The organism is Burkholderia mayonis (assembly GCF_001523745.2).
Lineage (GTDB): Bacteria > Pseudomonadota > Gammaproteobacteria > Burkholderiales > Burkholderiaceae > Burkholderia > Burkholderia mayonis.
The window spans coordinates 1,678,684-1,697,062 of the sequence record NZ_CP013386.1; the positions used below are offsets into that span (position 1 = coordinate 1,678,684).

The following is an 18,379-nucleotide window of genomic DNA, read 5'->3' on the forward strand; positions in this document are numbered from 1 at the left end:
TCCGGCCGACCGCGCGGCTCGACGCCGCGCGTCGCCGAAAACGACGATGCGCCGCATGCCGAAAGGCTGCGGCGCATCGTCTTTGATGGGCGCGCGTTGCGCGGGCGAGGCGATCGTCGCTGTTACGACAGCGCGTCGAGCAGCCCGTACCACGCGACGCCCGCGCTGATGTACAGACGCTGCAGCGCATGCAGCGGAATCGGCCTGACCGGTGTCGCGGCGAGCGGCAGCGCGCGCGCGGCGCCGCTCATCGCGGCGGCGAGATGCCGGCCGAGCGTCGTCGCGAGCGCGATGCCGCGGCCGTTGTAGCCGAGCGCGATCGTGAGCCCCGGCGCCGGACGGTGGACGTGCGGAAGGAAGTCGCGCGTGATCGCGATCCGACCGGCCCAGCGGTATTCGTGGCGGACGTTCTCCAGCTGCGGAAACATCAGCTTCACCGAGCGCTCGAGATGCGCCCAGTCCGCCGCGCCGCGCGGCTCGCGAAACGGCCCGCGGCCGCCGATCAGCAGGCGTCCCGATGCGTCCTTCCGAAAGTAGAGCAACAGCCGCCGCGAGTCGGACGCGACTTCGCCGCCCGGCAGGATCGTGCGCGCGAGCGCGTCGGGCAGCGGCTCGGTCGCGACGATGAAGCTGTTCGCCGCGATCACCGATTGCGCGAGGCCGGGCCACAGGCCGTCCGTATAGCCGTTCGTCGCGAGCAGCACCTGCTGCGCGTCGATCGCCGGCCCGTGCGCGGTGTGGATGCGCCAGCCGCCGCTCGCGCCGTGCTCGATGCGCGCGGCGCGTGTGCCGCCGTGCAGCGTCGCGCCCGCGGCCTGCGCCGCCCGAGCGAGCCCGCGCGCATACGCGAGCGGCTGCACGCTGCCGGCGCGCTTGTCGATCCAGCCGCCGACGAACGCGTGCGTGCCGAGCCGGCGCGCGACCGCTTCTCGATCGAGCAGTTCGACCGTTGCGCCGCGCTTTTCCCACTGACGCGCGCGTGCGTGCAGCGTGTCGAGCAGCGCGGCCGAATGGGTCGGCTGGACCCAGCCGGCGCGCGTCGCATCGCACGCGATCGCATGCTTGTCGATCAGATCGAAGACGATGTCGGCGGCACCGCCCGCCATTTCGATCAGCGCCTCGCCATCGCGCGGGCCGAAGCGGCGCAGCAGTTCGTCGGGGTCGTACTTGAGGCCCGGGATCACCTGGCCGCCGTTGCGGCCCGACGCGCCCCAGCCGGGCTCGTGCGCGTCGATCACGCGCACGGTCGCGCCGCGCTCGGCGAGATACAGGGCGCTCGATAATCCAGTGTAGCCGGCGCCGACGATCGCGACGTCGGCGCGCGTCGATTCGGCGAGCGGCGGCGTGTCGACGCCGGGCGGCGCCGTCGCCGCCCACAGCGAAGGCGGCAGCGGTTCTGCTGCGGCAGCTTGGGTCATGGTGAAGAGGCGGCCGTATCGGAGGCGCCGAGCATCCGGCGCAGGAAGTCGCGCGTGCGCGGATGCTGTGGGGATTCGAGGACGTCGGCCGCGCGGCCCGACTCGCAGATCCGCCCGTCGTGCAGGAAGCAGACGCGATCCGCGACTTCGCGCGCGAAACCCATCTCGTGCGTGACGACGATCATCGTCATTCCGTCGTTCGCGAGCTGGCGCATCACGCCGAGCACTTCGCCGACGAGCTCCGGATCGAGCGCGGAAGTCGGCTCGTCGAACAGGATCGCGCGCGGTTCCATCGCGAGCGCGCGGGCGATCGCGACGCGCTGCTGCTGGCCGCCCGACAACTGCGACGGATACGCGTCGACGCGATGCGCGAGCCCGACCTTCTCGAGCAGGCGCAACGCGTTCGCGCGCGCCGCGTCGCGCGGCGCCTTCTTCACGTAGAGCGGTCCTTCGCAGACGTTCTCGAGCGCGGTGCGATGCGGGAACAGATTGAAGCGCTGAAACACCATGCCGACCTGCGTGCGCAGCGCGTGGATCTCGCGCGAACTCGCGTCGACCAGCCGGCCTTCGATCGAGATCGCGCCGGCGTCGTGCGTCTCGAGGCCGTTGATGCAGCGAAGGAGCGTCGATTTGCCCGAGCCCGACGGCCCGATCAGGCAGACCACTTCGCCTGCGTCGACGTGAAGGCTCACGCCCTTGAGTACTTCCTGATCGTGGAAGCGCTTGTGTACGTCCTGAATGCGAATCATCGCTTCCCCTTGATGCCGAGACGGCGTTCGATGCGCCGCAGTCCGTAGACGAGCGGCAGGCTGAGCGCGAGATAGAGCAGCGCGACGAGCGTGTACACCGTCATGTTCTGGAACGTCGACGACGCGATTAGTTGTCCGGCGCGCGTCATTTCGGCGACCGTGATCGTCGATGCGAGCGACGAGTCCTTCAGCATCATCACGAGCGTGTTGCCATACGGCGGCAGCGCGATCCGGAATGCTTGCGGCAGCACGACGCGGCGCATGATCATCGCGCCGCGCATGCCGATCGACTGCGCGGCCTCGATCTGCCCGCGGTCGATCGCCTCGATGCCCGCGCGGAAGTTCTCCGCCTGATACGCGGAGTACGCGATCCCGAGCCCGATGAAGCCCGCCTGGAATGCGGAGAGCTGCACGCCGAGATCGGGCAGCACGAAATAGATGTAGAACAGCTGAACGATGATCGGCAGGCCGCGGATCACGTTGACGATCGCGGCCGCCGCATGCGAGAGCGCGCGGTTCGACGACACGCGCATCAGCGCGAGCGCGAGCCCGAGCACCGAGCTCAGCATGAACGCACAGAGGGTGATCTCGATCGTGACGACCGCGCCTTTCAGCAGGATCGGCAGGAAGTCGAGCAGGTTCTGGATGAACATCGGCATGCCTCCTTACGCGAACGGGCCGCGCATCACTCGACCTGCCATTTCTTCACGAGCTGCGCGAGCGTGCCGTCGGCTTTGATCTTCTTCAGGCCCGCGTTCAAGCGGTCGAGCGTCTCGCGGTCGCCCTTGCGCACGATGAAGCACACGTTGCCCGTGACCGTCGACTGATAGCCGTCGACGAGGCGCAGCTTCGGATTGGGGTTCCTGCGCAACTGGTACGACAGGATCGGGCGGTCGCCGAAGCCCGCCTTGATTCGGCCGAGCGCGACGTCGCGCATGATGTCCGCGATCGAGTCGTACGTGCGCACTTCCCTGAAGATGCCTTTCTTGTTCAGCGCGTCGACGAACGCGGTGCCGACCTGCGCGCCGACGATCTCGCCTTTCAGGTCGTCCATCGTCGTGTACTTGCCAGTGTCGTCGGCGCGCACGACGAGGCCTTCGCCGTACGCATAGACAGTGTCGGAGAAGTCGACCACCTGCTCGCGCGCGGGCGTCTTCAGCATCGCGGCCGAGATCACGTCGATTTTCTTCGTCGTGAGCGACGGGATCAGCGCGGAGAACGTCGTCTGCTCGATCTTCACGTCGAAGCCGGCCGCCTTGCCGGTCGCGGTGATCGCGTCGACGAGGAGGCCCTGGATCGAGTTCGTCTTCACGTCGAGGAACGTGAACGGCACGCCGGTCGACGTCGCGCCGACCGCGTAGACGGGCGGCGCGGCGCTCGACACGAGCGGGGCGGCCGCGACGACGAGGCCGAGGAAGAAGCGCTTGGTGAACTGGATCATGGTTGCCTCCGTGGAGCGACTGCCGTTTGAAAATCGACCAACATCGTGATGGCAATCATATTCGAATCAAAAATATCGATAATAGATTTTTGCGTATCGTTATTCGATATACTAGTGTGTCGATTAAGCAAACACCATTGGGCCTTTCCATGAGCGAAGCAGCACGCCGGCCGCTACCGGAAGCGGGGAACGATCAGCGCGACGCCCCCGGCGCGCTTTTCAACCAGTCGCTGGAGAAGGGAATCGCGGTGCTGCGCGCGTTCAGTGCGCAGCGGCGGACAATGACGCTGCCGGAGGTCGCCGAGGCGACGTCGATCACGAAGAGCTCTGCGCAGCGGATGATCTACACGCTCGAGCGGCTCGGCTACGTGAGGAAGCATCCGCGCACGCGCCGCTATCAGCTGACGCCGCGCGTGATGCAGATCGGCTTCAACTATCTGGCGGCCGATACGCTGATCGACGTAGCGAACCCGTTCCTGTCGGAGCTCACGAACGTGACGGGCGAGACGACGAATCTGACCGAGCCGGACGGCGTCGACATGGTGTACGTCGCGCGCTTCGTCTGTACGAAATTCGTGCCGATCCACATGCCGATCGGCAGCCGCATTCCGATGTACTGCACGGCGTCGGGCCGCGCTTATCTGAGCGCGCTGCCCGACGGCGACGCGCATGCGCTGCTCGAGGCGAGCGAGCGCGTCGCGCACACGCAATACACGGTCACCGACATCGGTGCGATCGAGGCGCTGCTCGGCGGCGCGCGGCGCAACGGCTACGCGTCGAATCGCGAGGAACTGTTCATCGGCGACATGACGATCGCGGCGCCCGTGCTCGACGGCGAGCGGCGGCCGGTCGCGTCGGTGCACGTCGTCGCGCCGTCGAGCCGCTGGACGCTCGCCGACGCCGAGCAGCGGCTCGCGCCCGCGGTGATCGACTGCGCGCGGGGAATTTCGAATTCGATTCGGACGCTGGCGTAGCCTGAGCGAAGCGCGCGGGGCACGCGCCTGGGTTTTGTGCGGCGTTTTGCGTCGCTGTTTTGGCGTTCAGGCGTTCGACCGTTCGAGGGAACGGGAATGGAAGGGCGAAGGGACCGAGGAACGGCCGCAGCGGTTATCGACCGATCGGGAAGAGCCGATATGGAGTGCGGAATGCCGCGCATTGCTTGGCGGCCGGCGCATATCTGCGCGCCGTTCGACATCGAGAGGAAGACGGAGCGCTCGTCTGCGGCCGGAACGACGGCGGCCGAACGCTGCCGGACCGCTCGCCGACCGCGAGACCCGGTCCGGCCGTTCAGTAGCTGCCGTTCGCGAAGCGAGCAATCGGGTCGTCGCTCGTGCTAGTAGGGGCGGTGCTTGCGGAGCCGGGCGCAGTCGACGCGCGCAGGATCTGCACGCTGCCTGGCGCGGCGAGCTGTGCCTGGCGGGCTGCAGCGCGCGCGGTGGGCGGCGGCGGCTCGAACGCGTCCGCTGCGGCGTTGATCGGATCGACCGACGCGGGCGACGCCGCGCCCGCGGCCTGCGCCTGCGCCTGCCGCTGCGCGGCGGACATCGCGGACGGCGGCGGCTCGTACGGGTCGGCGGACGCCGTCGCGACGGGCGCTGCGCGCATGGGCAATGCGGTCGACGTGACGGCGGGCGCGGGCGTAGCCGCGTCCGGTGCCGACGAATTCGCCGCATAAGCCGGCGCTGCGCCAGACGTGGCGTTACGCACCGAAGACTGCGCGTTCGCATTCGCCGCATAAGCGGACGGCGTGGTCGGCGTGGTCGCGCGAGCGACCGGTTGCGCGGCGGCATTCGCCGCGTAGATCGATTGAGCCGATTGAGCTGCCGGCGCCGCCACCACGGCTGTACGCGGCGAGGCGTCCGGCTGCCGGCTTGCCTGGTAGGTCGGCGCATCGAACGGCGTCGGCTTCGCCTTCGGCGCGGCGACGCGCCGGATGCCGTCGAAGCGCTTCGCCCAATACGGATTCGTCAGGTAGTCGAGCCGCACGGTGCCGCCCGTCGACGGCGCGTTCACGAAGCGCAGCTTGCCGACGTAGATGCCGACGTGCGAATGCGGCCGGCCCGACGTGTTGAAGAAGATCAGGTCGCCGGGCGCGATGCCGTCGGGATCGATCGATTCGCCGATCGAGCTCATGTCGGCCGTTGTGCGGGGCAGATTGACGCTTGCCGCGCGGTCGACGACGTAGCGCACGAGGCCGCTGCAGTCGAAGCCGCTGTCGGGCGTGTTGCCGCCCCAGCGGTACGGGACGCCGACTAGGCTCATCGCCTGGATCGAGATTTCCTCGCGACCGACGCTGTGGTCGACGAAGTTCGGGAAGCCGCGCGGCGGCGCGTATGCGCGCGGCGTGGTGATCGCCATGCCGGACGACGAGCGCGCCGACTTCTGCGGCGCGGTCGAACAGGCCGCGAGCAGTGAGATCACGAGAACGGACAGCGAAAGACGCAGCATGAGAGGCGGGCGAACGCGCTGCGCTCGCCAATCGTATGACGACGGTTAATCGCGATAGTAGTGCGTCCGACGGGGCTTTCGCAAGAATTCTTGAGAAATTACTTGAAGTTGTGCGCGTAAATGTTGTGCAAGACGAACGGCTGCTCGCAGATGATTCGACCCCCGAAATGAAAAAAGCGGCGCCTGACGAATCAGGCGCCGCGTCGCGCTGGGGCCGCTCGGCGCGGCTGTCAGCGTGTCGTCACAGGATGTCGGACGCGTAGTCGGCGAGGCGCGAGCGCTCGCCGCGCGCGAGCGTCACGTGGCCGCTGTGGCCCCAGCCCTTGAAGCGGTCGACGACGTACGTGAGGCCCGAACTGCCTTCCGTCAGGTACGGCGTGTCGATCTGCGCGATGTTGCCGAGGCAGATGATCTTCGTGCCCGGACCCGCGCGCGTGACGAGCGTTTTCATCTGCTTCGGCGTCAGGTTCTGCGCCTCGTCGATGATCAGGTACTTGTCGACGAACGTGCGCCCGCGCATGAAGTTCATGCTCTTCACCTTGAGGCGCGAGCGGATCAGCTCCTGCGTCGCCGCGCGGCCCCATTCGCCTGCCGCGTCGTCGGTCTTCTGCAGCACTTCGAGGTTGTCGTCGAACGCGCCCATCCACGGCTGCATCTTCTCTTCCTCGGTGCCCGGCAAAAAGCCGATGTCCTCGCCGACGGGCACGGTCGCGCGCGTGACGATGATCTCGTTGTAGCGCTTGTCGTCGAGCACCTGTGCGAGGCCCGCCGCGAGCGCGACGAGCGTCTTGCCGGTGCCGGCCTGGCCGAGCAGCGTGACGAAGTCGATCTCGGGGTTCATCAGCAGGTTCAGCGCGAAGTTCTGCTCGCGGTTGCGCGCGGTGATCCCCCACACGTTGTTCTTGTGGTGGCTGTAGTCGCGCAGCGTCTGCAGGAGCGCCGTCTTGCCGTTCAGCTCGCGCACGAGCCCATGGAACGCGGGCTCGCCGTTTTGCGGTTCGAGGTAGACGAACTCGTTGACGAGCATCGACACGACGAGCGGCCCCGTCACGCGGTAGTACGTGGTGCCCGTCTTCGTGTCCTGCCAGCTCTCCATTCCCTTCGCGTGCTTCGTCCAGAAGTCCTGCGGCAGTTCGCGCACGCCGGTGTAGAGGAGATCCTTGTCTTCGAGGACCTGGTCGTTGAAGTAGTCTTCGGCGGGCAGGCCGAGCGCGTGCGCCTTGATCCGCATGTTGATGTCTTTCGACACCAGCACGACCTGGCGATCCGGCCGCTCGCGCTGCAGCGCGCGCACGACGCCGAGGATCTGGTTGTCGGCCTTGCCTTGCGGCAGGCCTTCGACGGGCTCGATGCTCGTGAGCGTCGTCTGGAAGTACAGGCGGCCGAGCGCCTCGCGGCTGCCGAGGCGCGCGAGCGGAATGCCGGCCGAGATCGGGCCGCCGTCGGCGACGAGCGCGTCGAGCGTGCGGCTCACCTGACGCGCGTTGCGTGCGACTTCCGACATCCCCTTCTTGTGATTGTCGAGCTCCTCGAGCGTCATCATCGGCAGATAGACGTCGTGCTCCTCGAAGCGGAACAGGCTGCTCGGATCGTGCATCAGCACGTTCGTGTCGAGCACGAAGAGCTTTTGCATCTCGATTTCGGCGTCCTTGCGCCCGCGCGTCTTCGCCGCCGCGCGCGGTGCGGCCGCGGCGGTCGCTGCGGGCTTCGTCGCATCGGTCTTCGACGAGCGCGCGACCGGGGCGTTGGGCGCGGCGGGCACCGGCTGCAGCAGCGCGGCGGTTTGCTTCGTCCTGCGTGCGCGCGGCTCGGCGGCGCTTGCGGCTTCCGCCTGTGCGACTGCGCGCAGTGGTGCGGCGGTATTGGCGGCAACCACCATCGGATCGGCTACGTTCGCCGCGTGATAGTCGGTCGCGACGGCGTGAGCGGGGCTCCCGGAGGCGGATTGCTTCGCGGCTTTCGCAGGCCGCGCTTTCGCCTTGTATTCGTCGGGTGGCAGCAGGCTGCCGAGCTTGCTGGGGGGAGTAGGCAAAGGCATGGTGTCCCTCGGGAGGAATCGTGTCGCAGGCATGCGCCGCCGTTCGCATCCTGCGACGCTTGGCGCGCGCAGTTTGCGCGCAGTGGCGCACATGGGGTTCGAATCGCCGGTTCGCCTAGATTTCGATCGTCTCCTTGACGCGTTGGACGGCCGGCGCGGATCGGCCGACCCGAAAACCATAAAAAAAGCCGCTCCCCCGAACAGGGACAAGCGGCTCGGCTCTAACCGTCGTGCTGCGCGTCAGATGCGTGGACGCATCGTTTCGACCACCGGCGCAGCTACGAGAAAAATGGGTCGGACAGGCATTCATTGCGGCCCAATATAGCGCGCCTCAAAGCGCTTGTACAGCACTCAGCACGTCGTCGACGTGACCCGGCACCTTCACGCCGCGCCATGCGTGGCGCAACACGCCTTCGCCGTCGATGACGAACGTCGAGCGCTCGATTCCGCGTACTTCCTTGCCATACATTTTCTTCAATTTCATGACACCGAACAGCGTGCAGAGCGTTTCGTCGGGATCAGAAATCAACGGGAACGGCAGTTCGAGCTTCGCCTTGAAGTTGTCGTGCGAACGCAGGCTGTCGCGCGACACGCCTGCGATTTCCGCGCCGGCCTTCTCGAACTTCGGATACAGGTCGCGGAACTGCAAGCCCTCGGTGGTGCAGCCGGGCGTGTTGTCCTTCGGATAGAAGTACAGCACGAGCTTCTTGCCCTTGATGCCCGATAGCGAAAACCCGCCGCCCGTGGCAGGCGCGGTGAAATCGGGAACTTGACGGTCGACTTCGACGGACACGTGTTTCTCCTGTTGTTATGGAAGAGCGCGGACGGCGGGCCGCGCGTGGCGATGCGAGACGGGGGGCGGCGGGCGGCTTTCGTTCAGTCGGGCTGAACGATCAGTTCGCCGGAGCGGCCGGGGATTTCGCCCCACGCGACAGGGTACGATGGCAGCGCGGCGCGGTCCAGCGTCGCGTAATAGTCGCCCATCGTCGCGAACGTGTGGCCTTGCGCGCGCCAGCCCGCGAGCAGTTGCTCGAACACGGGCGCGAGCTTTTGTCCTTCGAGTTCCGCGTGCAGCGTGAACACCTGGTCGTGCGGATTGCGTTCGGTGTGCTTGAGCAGATGCGCGGCGACGTTGCCGGTGTCGATGCCGTCGATGCCGAGAATCTCGTCGAGCGTCGGCAGCGTCGTCGGCATCTGTACGTGCGCGAGCGTCTTGCCTTCGACGACGGGCAGATACGGCGAGTGGCCGCGGCCGTCCGACGCGTAGCGCATGCCCCATGCGTCGATCTGCTCGAACGCCGCGTCGTTCATCTGCCAGCCGGCCGCGCCGTGCGTGACGGGCGGCGCGCCGAAGATGTCGATGAAGCGCTCGCGGCTCTTGCGCATCTCGCGCACGGTCCAGTCGCGCGGACGTTCGCGAACGTTGTCCTGCCAGTACACGTGATCCCACGTATGGATCCCGCATTCGAAGCCGGCTTCGTGGATCGCACGCATCTCGGCCGTCGCGCGACGGCCGATGTCGGGGCCGGGCAGCAGCACGCCGTACAGCAGCTGCTTGACGCCGTAATGCTCGACGACCGACGTGCGCGACACCTTCTTCAGGAAGCCCGGCCGCAGCACGCGGCGCATCGCCCAGCCGGTGTGATCCGGGCCTAGGCTGAAGAGGAACGTCGCGCGCGCGGTGAAGCGATCGAAGATGCGCGCGAGGTTCGGCACGCCTTCGCGCGTGCCGCGCAGCGTGTCGACGTCGATCTTGAGAACGATGCGAGCCAAGCGATGATGCCTCTTTAGCCGTGCTGCTCGACGAGCGCGCGCGCGTCGGCGACGTGGCCGCGGTACGCCTCGAAGATCTGGCGCAGCGCGTCGTCGAACGTGAACTGCGGCGCCCAGCCGAGCTCCTGCATCGTGTTCTCGATTTTCGGCACGCGGTTCTGCACGTCCTGATAGCCGTTGCCGTAGTACGCGCCCGACGTCGTCTCGACGAGCTTCACGTGCTTCGCCGAATCCGCGTACTCGGGGAATTCCGCCGCGAGCTCGAGCATCTTGTTGGCGAGTTCGCGCACCGAGAAGTTATTGTTCGGATTCCCGATGTTGTAGATCTTGCCGGTCGCGATGCCGTTCAGATTCTCGATGATCTTCATCAGCGCGCTGATGCCGTCGTCGACGTACGTGAACGCGCGCTTCTGCGAGCCGCCGTCGACGAGGCTGATGTTCTCGCCGCGCACGATGTGGCCGAGGAACTGCGTGACGACGCGCGAGCTGCCTTCCTTCGGCGTGTAGATCGAGTCGAGGCCCGGGCCGATCCAGTTGAACGGACGGAACAGCGTGAAGTTCAGGCCTTCCATCCCGTAGCCCCAGATCACGCGGTCCATCAGCTGCTTCGAGCACGCGTAGATCCAGCGCGGCTTGTTGATCGGGCCGTAGGTGAGGGCGGACGCGTCCGGGTCGAACTGCTCGTCGGCGCACATGCCGTACACCTCGGACGTCGACGGAAACACGAGGTGCTTGCCGTACTTGACGGCCGAGCGCACGATCGGCAGGTTCGCCTCGAAGTCGAGCTCGAACACGCGCAGCGGCTGCTTCACGTAAGTGGCGGGCGTCGCGATCGCGACGAGCGGCAGGATCACGTCGCACTTCTTCACGTGATACTCGACCCACTCCTTGTTGATCGTGATGTCGCCTTCGAAGAAATGCATCCGCTCGTGCTTGACGAGATCGCCGAGCCGGTCGGTCTGCATGTCCATGCCGAACACTTCCCAATCGGTGGTTTCGAGAATGCGCTTCGACAGGTGATGGCCGATGAAGCCGTTCACACCCAGGATCAGGACTTTTTTAGCTTTCATGAATGACGGGAGGAATGAATGAACTGAGCGAATTCCGCCGGGGAAACCACGGTTTCGCCGCCGTCGCGCTGTCGGCGCAGTTCGAGAATGGAGACGGCGCGGCTGTCGCCGCAAACGCCGAACAGCGCATTATCGCTTACGTGCAGGCCCGGCGGCAAATCGACGGCCGCGCGTGCGGCAGCCGAGCCGGGGGCCGCGAGGCGCGCGCGCGCGATCACGAAGCGCGCGCCGTCGAGGTCGGCGAACGCGCCCGGATACGGCGGCGCGACCGCGCGGATCAGGTTGTAGACTTGCGCGGCGGACTGCGACCAATCGATGCGGCCGTCTTCGGGCTTGCGCCCGCCGTAGTAGCTGCCTTGCGACAGATCGTTCGGCAGGTGTGGCGCCTCGCCCGCGATCAGCGCGGGCAGTACGCGCCAGAGCGTCTGCTCGGCCGCGACCGTGACCTTGTCGAACACTTGCGCGGCGGTGTCGTCGGGCAGGATCGGCACCGAGGTCTGGCCGACGATCGCGCCCGCGTCGGGCTTCGCGGCCATCTCGTGCAGCGTCGCGCCCGTTTCGGTCTCGCCGTTCAGCACCGCCCAGTTCGTCGGCACGCGGCCGCGGTACTTCGGCAAGAGCGATCCGTGCATGTTGTACGCGCCGCGCGCGGCGAGCGCGAGCAGGTCGGCGGGCAGCATGTGCCGGTAATAGAACGAGAAGATGAAGTCTGGCTTCGCGCTCGCGACCGCTTCGCGCACTTCGGCGCGCTTCGGATCGGCGGGCGTGACGACGGGAATCCCGTGCTCGGCCGCGACCGACGCGACGCTGCCGAACCAGATGTTCTCGGTCGGGCTGTCCTCGTGCGTGACGACGAGCGCGACGTCGACGCCGCGCGCGAGCAGCACCTGCAGGCAGCGGACGCCGACGTTGTGATACGCGAAGACGACGGCGCGCGGCTTCATCGCGCGGCCTCGCGGCGCTCGATCGGCAGCGTGACGCCGGGCTTGCCGTCGCGCGCCTCGAGCACGGTGTGGATCAGGTAGCGCGGTCGCGCGCGGACCTGTTGATAGATTCGTCCGATGTATTCGCCAAGCAGGCCGAGCGCGAAGATGATCACGCCGAGCAGGAAGAACGTGATCGCGAAGAGCGTGAACACGCCTTGCACTTCCGCGCCGACGATGAAGCGCCGCACGACGAGCAGCACGAAGAGTCCGGCCGAGCCGAGCGACAGGATCACGCCGATGAACGACAGCCATTGCAGCGGCACGACGGAAAAGCCCGTGACGAGATCGAAGTTTAGGCGGATCAGGCTGTACAGCGAGTATTTCGATTCGCCCGCGAAGCGCTCTTCGTGCGCGACCTCGATTTCGGTCGGGTTTTGCGCGAACGTGTACGCGAGTGCGGGAATGAACGTGTTCACCTCGCCGCAGCGGTTGATCGTATCGATGATGTGGCGGCTGTACGCACGCAGCATGCAGCCCTGGTCGGTCATCTTGATCCGCGTGATGCGCTCGCGCAGCCGGTTCATCGCGGCCGACGCCTTGCGGCGGAACAGGCTGTCCTGGCGCTGCAGCCGGATCGAGCCGACGTAGTCATAGCCTTCGCGCATCTTCGCGACCAGCTTGCCGATTTCTTCGGGCGGGTTCTGCAGGTCGGCGTCGAGCGTGACGACGATCTCGCCGCGCGACTGCTCGAAGCCCGCGAGGATCGCCATGTGCTGGCCGTAGTTGCCGTTCAGGAGCACGACGCGCGTCGTGTCCGGACGCACGCGGAACTGGTCGGCGAGGAGGGCAGCCGAGCGGTCGCGGCTGCCGTCGTTGACGAGGATCACTTCGTACGACGTGTCGAGCGCGTCGAGCGCCGGGTAGAGCCGCGCGAAGAGCGCAGCGAGTCCGGCTTCCTCGTTGTACACGGGGATGACGATCGAGACTTCAGGATTCGTCGCGCGTGTTTCAGGGTGACTCATGTCCGCTTATTTTCCGTATTGTTCGCAAATCTGGTTGACGGCGTCGACGACCCGTTGCACGTCCTCTCCGCTCATCTGCGTGAAGAGCGGCAGCGTGACGGTCGTCGCGCCGAAGCGCTCGGCGTGGGGGAACATGCCCTCCTTGAAGCCGCGTGCGCGGTACAGCGTGAAAAGATGAATGGCCGGGTAATGGACGCCCGAGCCGATGCCGCGCTGCTTCAGCTGCTCCATGAATTCGCCGCGCGAGATCGACAGCTTCTCGATCGGCAGCGTGATCTGGAACATGTGCCAGTTGCCGTTCTCGAAGTCCGCGACGGGCAGCCCGACGCCGAGCGCGAGCGCCGGACCGCCCGCGAACGCGTCGAAATACCGGCGCGCGAGCGCGCGCCGCGTCGCGTTGAAGCGTTCGAGGTGCGGCAACTGGCCGAGGCCGACGCGCGCCGCGACATCGGTCAGATTGTACTTGCCGCCGAGCACGTCGCAGTCCATGCCGTCATGGCCCGTGCGCGTGATTCCCTGCAGCCGGTATTTCTGCGCGAGCGCCGCCTCGGCTTCGTCGTTGAGCACGAGCGCGCCGCCTTCGATCGACGTGATGTTCTTGTTCGGATGGAAGCTGAACGACACGATGTCGCCGAGTGCGCCGATGCGCTGGCCTTTCCAGGTCGAGCCGAGCGCCTGCGCGGCGTCCTCGATCACGCGCAGGCCATGCGCGCGCGCGATCGCGTAGAGGCGATCCATGTCGACGGGCAGGCCCGCGAGATAGACCGGAATGATCGCCTTCGTGCGCGGCGTGATCGCCTTTTCGATGAGGTCGAGATCGAGGTTGCGCGTCGCGGGATCGATGTCGACGAACACGGGCGTCGCGCCCGTCTCGAGGATCACGTTGCTCGTCGCGACCCACGACGCGGGTGTCGTGATCACTTCGTCGCCGCAGCCGACGCCCGCGATCCGCAGGCCGATCTCGAGCGTCGCCGTGCCCGAGTTGAACACGCGCACGGGTCGCCCGCCGCAGAATTCGGACAGCGCGGCTTCGAAGCGCTGGCACTGCGGGCCGGTCGTGATCCAGCCGGAGCGCAGCACGTCGGCCACGCCCTGAATGGTCTCCTCGTCGATCTCGGGTTTGACGAACGGCAGGAAAGGAACGGAAGTCTGGCTCATGTAAGCTTCGCTCGTTGTCGTGTGAAAGGAGTCGGGCGCTGCCCGACACGCGCATTTAACACCGGCTGCCGAAACGGGTGCGTCACTTTTTGTCGGTGCACCCGACGTGCGTCATGCGCTTCGGCCGCGTGCGGCCGCGTCAACTGCGCGCGAGCACGAACACGCCGATCAGGATGATGCCGATGCCGACGAGGCGCTGCACCGACAGCACCTCGCCGAACAGGTACCACGCGGCGAACGCGTTGACGACGTAGCCGAGCGACAGCATCGGATACGCGACCGACACGTCGACCCGGGACAGCCCGACGATCCACACGACGACGGAGAGCACGTAGCAGCCGAGGCCGCCGATGATCGGCAATTGGGTCGCGATCTTGAAGCCGATCGGCACAATGTTCGCACGGGTGAATTCGAAGTGTCCAACGGCGCGCACGCCGGCCTTCAGCAGCAGTTGCGCGCACGCGTTCAGCATCACGCCCGTGACGATGCAAAAGAGGGAGACGGGATTCATCGATTCGCGTCCTTCGGTATCAGGGTTGCGGCTTTTCGACGACGACGCGCCGGTTGTCTTGTGCGACCACGCGCATCGGCAGGCCCGCCTCCGACAACTGCCTGTAGCGGTCGGGCGACATCAGCGCGAGCGCGTACCGATCGGCGCGCCAGCGCGCTTCCCACTCGGCGACGGTCGGAATCCACTTGTCCGGCTCGACCGAGATGCCGAATGAGAGCTCGTCCTGGCGCGCGACCATGATCGTCGTGTGGCGGACGTAGAAGGGCAGCGTGTGGTCGAGCGTCTCGACCGAATAGAACGGCGTGTCGGGCGGCAGCTTCGCGAGCTCCGCGCGGATCGCGGGCGCGAGGAGCGCGCCCGAGCTGTAGCGGCCGAACGTGTCGTGACCGGTGCCGCCGATCGTGCCGAGCAGCAGCCAGCCGGCGCCGAACGCGAGCGCCGCAGCGGCGATGCCCGCACGGCCGCGGCGATTGAGCCACACGGCGACGAGCGTGAGCGCGAACGCGACGGCGAGCGCCGCGTACACCCACTTCTGGAACGCCAGGTACTGCACGTTCGGCGTGCGCGCGTCGCCGAGCCGCGCGAGGAACAGCGTGCCGAACGCAGCGGCGACGAGGAACACCAGATAGCCGAACAGATGGCGGCGGAACTGCTCGCGCGACACGAGCGGCAGATACGCGCCGATCATCAGCGCGAGCGCGGGCGCCACGGGCAGCACGTACGAGATCAGCTTCGAGTGCGACGCGCTGAAGAACACGAAGATGAACGCGCTCCAGACGATCAGCACGAGCATCGGCGAGAAACCGTTCGGCTGGCGCGGGATGCGCAGCGCGTGGCGGATGCTCTGCACGCTGACGGACAGCCACGGCAGGAAGCCGATGAGGAGCACCGGCACGAAGTAGTAGATCGCGCCGGGGCGGTTCTGCTCGGGCGTTAGGTAGCGCCGGAACTGCTGGACGATGAAGAAGAAGTTGAGGAACTCGGGGTTGCGCGACTGCACGAGCACGAACCAGGGCGTTGCGATCGCGAAGAAGATGGCGAGGCCGCTCACGAGGTAGAGGCGTTTCCACAGCGCCCAGTCGCGCGACACGAGCGTGTAGAGGACGAGCACGGCGCCCGGCAGGATCAGGCCGATCAGGCCCTTCGACAGCACTGCGAGCGCCATCGACGCCCAGCAGAGCCACATCCAGCCGCGCTCGGCGCGCTTCCCGATGCCGGGCCGCTGCGCGAGGAGGAGCGAGCACAGCGTGACCGTCATCCACAGCGACAGCCCCATGTCGAGCGCGTTGAAGTGGCCCATCAGGTTCCAGTACGGCGACGTCGCGAGCACGAGCGCGGCGAAGAAGCCCGCGCGCGGGTTGAACACGCGCGCGCCGGTGAAGCCTGCGACCAGCACGCCGGCGAAGCTCGCGAGCGCGGTGTAGAGGCGCGCCTGCCATTCGCCGATGCCGAACCACGCGAACGTGAGCGCGTTGAGCCACGTCTGCAGCGGCGGCTTCTCGAAATACTTGTAGCCGTTGTAGCGGGGCGTGATCCAGTCGCCCGTCGCGAACATCTCGCGGGCCATTTCGGCGTAGCGGCCTTCGTCGCTCGGGATCAGGTGGCGCAGGCCGAGCGGCGCGAACCAGACGACGGCGAGCGCCGCGACGAGAATGAGGAGCGCGGCGCGATTGAGCGAGAAGGACGCTGCGGGATTGAGCGGTAGCCTCGACGGCATATCGTTCATAGATTCGTATTGAGTTTGTAAGATTGGATCGGGCGGATTGCGGCTGTCGTCCGCGGCGAGCGGGGCGCGGCGCGAAACGGGACGCAAAGCGCCGCAGGGTGTTTTAGCGCAGGGCGGCTTAACGTTCGCTTAACGTTCGATCAGCAGCGCCGCGGCGACCTTCCGGCCTTCGGCCATCAGGATGTTGTACGTGCGGCAGGCGGCCTGGAAATCCATCGTTTCGACGCCGATCCGCTGCGCGGTGAGCTGTGCCGTCAGGCGCGGGTGCGGAAAGCGCAGCCGCGCGCCGCTGCCGAAGATCACCACCTCGGGCTGAGGCTCGAGCAGCATCGCGAACAGCTCGGGCGTGAGCGCGTCGAATGACGCGACGGGCCATTCGACGACGGGCGCGCCCGGCAGCACGATCACGCTGCTTTCGTGGCGCCGCAGGTTGATGTCGACGTAATCGGGGCCGTAGCCGGTGACGGTGTTGAGCGTGTTGCTCGGGTCCTGGTGTAATTTCAAATCGGTTTTCCGCGGTGTCGAAAAGGGCCGGAGCGAAGGCCGCGTCGGCGCGGCGATCCGGCCCCGAACGGGGCGGGCCGCCAGCCGCGATGCGCGCGGCCGTCGTGGCGGACGCTGCCGCGCGGAGGCCGCGGCCGGATTGGTGCATTGCGAAAGTCGGCCAAAATCCGCTAAATTATAACTTTTTAGCCGCTCCCGGGCGGCGTTTCTGTCGCGCGCCGCCACAAGCCGCGCCCGGCAGCCGCAAGAAGCCATTCCTAGACAGCGCGCTACCGGCCGCTCTCCAGTTTTGATCCCCGCTCCCCAGGCCCGCCAGGCATTACCCAGGAACGTGTCCGCCGTGAAACCGATTCAGAAGTCGAACAAGCTGCTCAACGTCTGCTATGACATCCGTGGCCCGGTCCTCGAGCACGCGAAGCGTCTCGAGGAAGAGGGGCACCGAATCATCAAGCTGAATATCGGCAATCTGGCGCCGTTCGGCTTCGATGCGCCGGACGAGATCATCCAGGACATGATCCGCAATCTGCCGACGTCGTCCGGCTATTCGGACTCGAAGGGCGTGTTCGCCGCGCGCAAGGCGATCATGCATTACACGCAGCAAAAGGGCGTGAAGGGCGTCGGGCTCGACGACATCTACATCGGCAACGGCGCGTCCGAGCTGATCGTGATGGCGACGCAGGCGCTCCTGAACGACGGCGACGAGGTGCTGCTGCCCGCGCCCGACTATCCGCTGTGGACGGCGGCCGTGAGCCTGTCGGGCGGCACGCCCGTCCATTACGTCTGCGACGAATCGAACCGCTGGATGCCCGATCCCGACGACATCCGCCGCAAGATCACGCCGAACACGAAGGCGCTCGTCGTCATCAATCCGAACAACCCGACGGGCGCGCTCTATTCGGACGAATTGCTGCTCGAGCTGATCGCGATCGCTCGCGAGCACGGCCTCGTGATCTTCGCCGACGAGGTCTACGACAAGATCGTCTACGACGGCCAGTCGCACACCGCGCTCGCGTCGCTTGCCGAGGACGTGATCACAGTCACGTTCAACAGCCTGTCGAAGAGCTACCGGTCGTGCGGCTATCGCGCGGGCTGGATGTCGGTCGCGGGTCTCACGGACGAGAACCGCCGCCGCGCGAACGACTACCTCGAGGGCCTCGGCATCCTGTCGTCGATGCGTCTCTGCGCGAACGTGCCCGGCCAGTACGCGATCCAGACCGCGCTCGGCGGCTATCAGAGCATCAACGAGCTGATCGTGCCGAGCGGGCGTCTCTACAAGCAGCGCGAGCTCGCGTACGACATGCTCACGTCGATCCCGGGCGTGTCGTGCGTGAAGCCGGAAGCGGCGCTCTACATGTTCCCGCGTCTCGATCCGAAGCTTTATCCGATCGAGAACGACCAGCAGTTCATCCTCGAGCTGCTGCTGAAGGAGCGTGTGCTGCTCGTGCAGGGGACGGGCTTCAACTGGCCGACGCCGGACCATTTCCGCGTCGTGTTCCTGCCGAACGTCGACGACCTGACCGATTCGATCGAGCGGATCGCGCGCTTCCTCGACGGCTACCGGAAGCGCCACTCGGCATGACCGGGCGCGTTCCACT

The 18,379-nt window shown here is 66.7% G+C and carries 18 protein-coding genes; 3 read left to right on the forward strand and 15 right to left on the reverse strand.

Features of this window, described 5'->3' with window-relative positions; translation table 11 throughout:
• Positions 1 to 122: 122 nt before the first annotated feature.
• From WS70_RS08430 to WS70_RS08445, 4 genes are read right to left on the reverse strand one after another with little or no spacing between them, the layout of a single operon-like run.
• On the reverse strand, positions 123 to 1,418 hold the full coding sequence (locus WS70_RS08430; protein WP_059597078.1) for an NAD(P)/FAD-dependent oxidoreductase: 1,296 nt from the start codon (positions 1,416 to 1,418) through the stop codon (positions 123 to 125).
• Positions 1,415 to 2,167, reverse strand: a complete 753-nt coding sequence (locus WS70_RS08435) for an amino acid ABC transporter ATP-binding protein (RefSeq protein ID WP_059597077.1) — start codon at positions 2,165 to 2,167, stop codon at positions 1,415 to 1,417. The genes WS70_RS08430 and WS70_RS08435 overlap by 4 nt, the downstream gene beginning before the upstream one ends.
• Positions 2,164 to 2,820: an amino acid ABC transporter permease gene (locus WS70_RS08440; protein WP_059597142.1), complete on the reverse strand. Its 657-nt coding sequence runs from the start codon at positions 2,818 to 2,820 to the stop codon at positions 2,164 to 2,166. Before WS70_RS08440 ends, WS70_RS08435 begins: the two co-directional genes overlap by 4 nt.
• A gap of 32 nt (positions 2,821 to 2,852) precedes the next feature.
• A complete protein-coding gene (locus WS70_RS08445) occupies positions 2,853 to 3,608 on the reverse strand; it encodes an ABC transporter substrate-binding protein (protein WP_059597076.1) in 756 nt (251 codons plus the stop codon).
• Positions 3,609 to 3,757: 149 nt separating this feature from the next.
• Here WS70_RS08445 and WS70_RS08450 point away from each other — a divergent pair, with 149 nt between their 5' ends.
• Complete coding sequence (locus WS70_RS08450; protein WP_059597075.1) at positions 3,758 to 4,582, forward strand: IclR family transcriptional regulator; 825 nt, start codon at positions 3,758 to 3,760, stop codon at positions 4,580 to 4,582.
• A 313-nt stretch (positions 4,583 to 4,895) separates the two neighbouring features.
• Here WS70_RS08450 and WS70_RS08455 read toward each other — a convergent pair whose 3' ends face one another.
• Both WS70_RS08455 and WS70_RS08460 read right to left on the reverse strand, forming a co-directional pair.
• A complete protein-coding gene (locus WS70_RS08455; protein ID WP_059469142.1) occupies positions 4,896 to 6,056 on the reverse strand; it encodes an NlpC/P60 family protein in 1,161 nt (386 codons plus the stop codon).
• A 241-nt stretch (positions 6,057 to 6,297) separates the two neighbouring features.
• Positions 6,298 to 8,094: a PhoH family protein gene (locus WS70_RS08460; RefSeq protein ID WP_059597074.1), complete on the reverse strand. Its 1,797-nt coding sequence runs from the start codon at positions 8,092 to 8,094 to the stop codon at positions 6,298 to 6,300.
• On the opposite strand from WS70_RS08460, the gene WS70_RS08465 reads away from it, so the two are divergent.
• Positions 7,978 to 8,232, forward strand: a complete 255-nt coding sequence (locus WS70_RS08465; RefSeq protein ID WP_159082870.1) for a hypothetical protein — start codon at positions 7,978 to 7,980, stop codon at positions 8,230 to 8,232. The genes WS70_RS08460 and WS70_RS08465 overlap by 117 nt on opposite strands.
• Before the next feature lie 193 nt (positions 8,233 to 8,425).
• Here the strand turns inward: WS70_RS08465 and WS70_RS08470 are convergent, their stop codons facing one another.
• From WS70_RS08470 to WS70_RS08510, 9 genes are all read right to left on the reverse strand, one after another.
• On the reverse strand, positions 8,426 to 8,887 hold the full coding sequence (locus tag WS70_RS08470; RefSeq protein WP_059471003.1) for a peroxiredoxin: 462 nt from the start codon (positions 8,885 to 8,887) through the stop codon (positions 8,426 to 8,428).
• A gap of 83 nt (positions 8,888 to 8,970) precedes the next feature.
• Complete coding sequence (locus WS70_RS08475; RefSeq protein WP_059597073.1) at positions 8,971 to 9,867, reverse strand: polysaccharide deacetylase family protein; 897 nt, start codon at positions 9,865 to 9,867, stop codon at positions 8,971 to 8,973.
• A gap of 14 nt (positions 9,868 to 9,881) precedes the next feature.
• Positions 9,882 to 10,937 carry a bifunctional UDP-4-keto-pentose/UDP-xylose synthase gene (locus tag WS70_RS08480; protein ID WP_082716137.1) on the reverse strand — a complete coding sequence of 352 codons (1,056 nt, stop codon included), beginning with the start codon at positions 10,935 to 10,937 and terminating at the stop codon, positions 9,882 to 9,884.
• Positions 10,934 to 11,881 carry a formyltransferase gene (locus WS70_RS08485; RefSeq protein ID WP_059597072.1) on the reverse strand — a complete coding sequence of 316 codons (948 nt, stop codon included), beginning with the start codon at positions 11,879 to 11,881 and terminating at the stop codon, positions 10,934 to 10,936. Before WS70_RS08485 ends, WS70_RS08480 begins: the two co-directional genes overlap by 4 nt.
• Positions 11,878 to 12,885, reverse strand: a complete 1,008-nt coding sequence (locus WS70_RS08490; protein ID WP_059470999.1) for a glycosyltransferase — start codon at positions 12,883 to 12,885, stop codon at positions 11,878 to 11,880. The genes WS70_RS08485 and WS70_RS08490 overlap by 4 nt, the downstream gene beginning before the upstream one ends.
• 6 nt (positions 12,886 to 12,891) lie before the next feature.
• The gene (locus WS70_RS08495) at positions 12,892 to 14,043 is read right to left on the reverse strand and encodes a DegT/DnrJ/EryC1/StrS family aminotransferase (RefSeq protein WP_059470998.1); all 1,152 of its coding nucleotides are present in this window, start codon (positions 14,041 to 14,043) and stop codon (positions 12,892 to 12,894) included.
• A 139-nt stretch (positions 14,044 to 14,182) separates the two neighbouring features.
• Positions 14,183 to 14,554: an SMR family transporter gene (locus WS70_RS08500; RefSeq protein WP_004192320.1), complete on the reverse strand. Its 372-nt coding sequence runs from the start codon at positions 14,552 to 14,554 to the stop codon at positions 14,183 to 14,185.
• A gap of 19 nt (positions 14,555 to 14,573) precedes the next feature.
• Positions 14,574 to 16,280, reverse strand: a complete 1,707-nt coding sequence (locus tag WS70_RS08505) for a glycosyltransferase family 39 protein (protein ID WP_059470997.1) — start codon at positions 16,278 to 16,280, stop codon at positions 14,574 to 14,576.
• 129 nt (positions 16,281 to 16,409) lie between these two features.
• Positions 16,410 to 16,784: an Mth938-like domain-containing protein gene (locus tag WS70_RS08510; protein ID WP_059597071.1), complete on the reverse strand. Its 375-nt coding sequence runs from the start codon at positions 16,782 to 16,784 to the stop codon at positions 16,410 to 16,412.
• A 340-nt stretch (positions 16,785 to 17,124) separates the two neighbouring features.
• Here WS70_RS08510 and WS70_RS08515 point away from each other — a divergent pair, with 340 nt between their 5' ends.
• Positions 17,125 to 18,363 carry a pyridoxal phosphate-dependent aminotransferase gene (locus WS70_RS08515; protein WP_059471006.1) on the forward strand — a complete coding sequence of 413 codons (1,239 nt, stop codon included), beginning with the start codon at positions 17,125 to 17,127 and terminating at the stop codon, positions 18,361 to 18,363.
• The last annotated feature ends 16 nt before the right edge of the window (positions 18,364 to 18,379 follow it).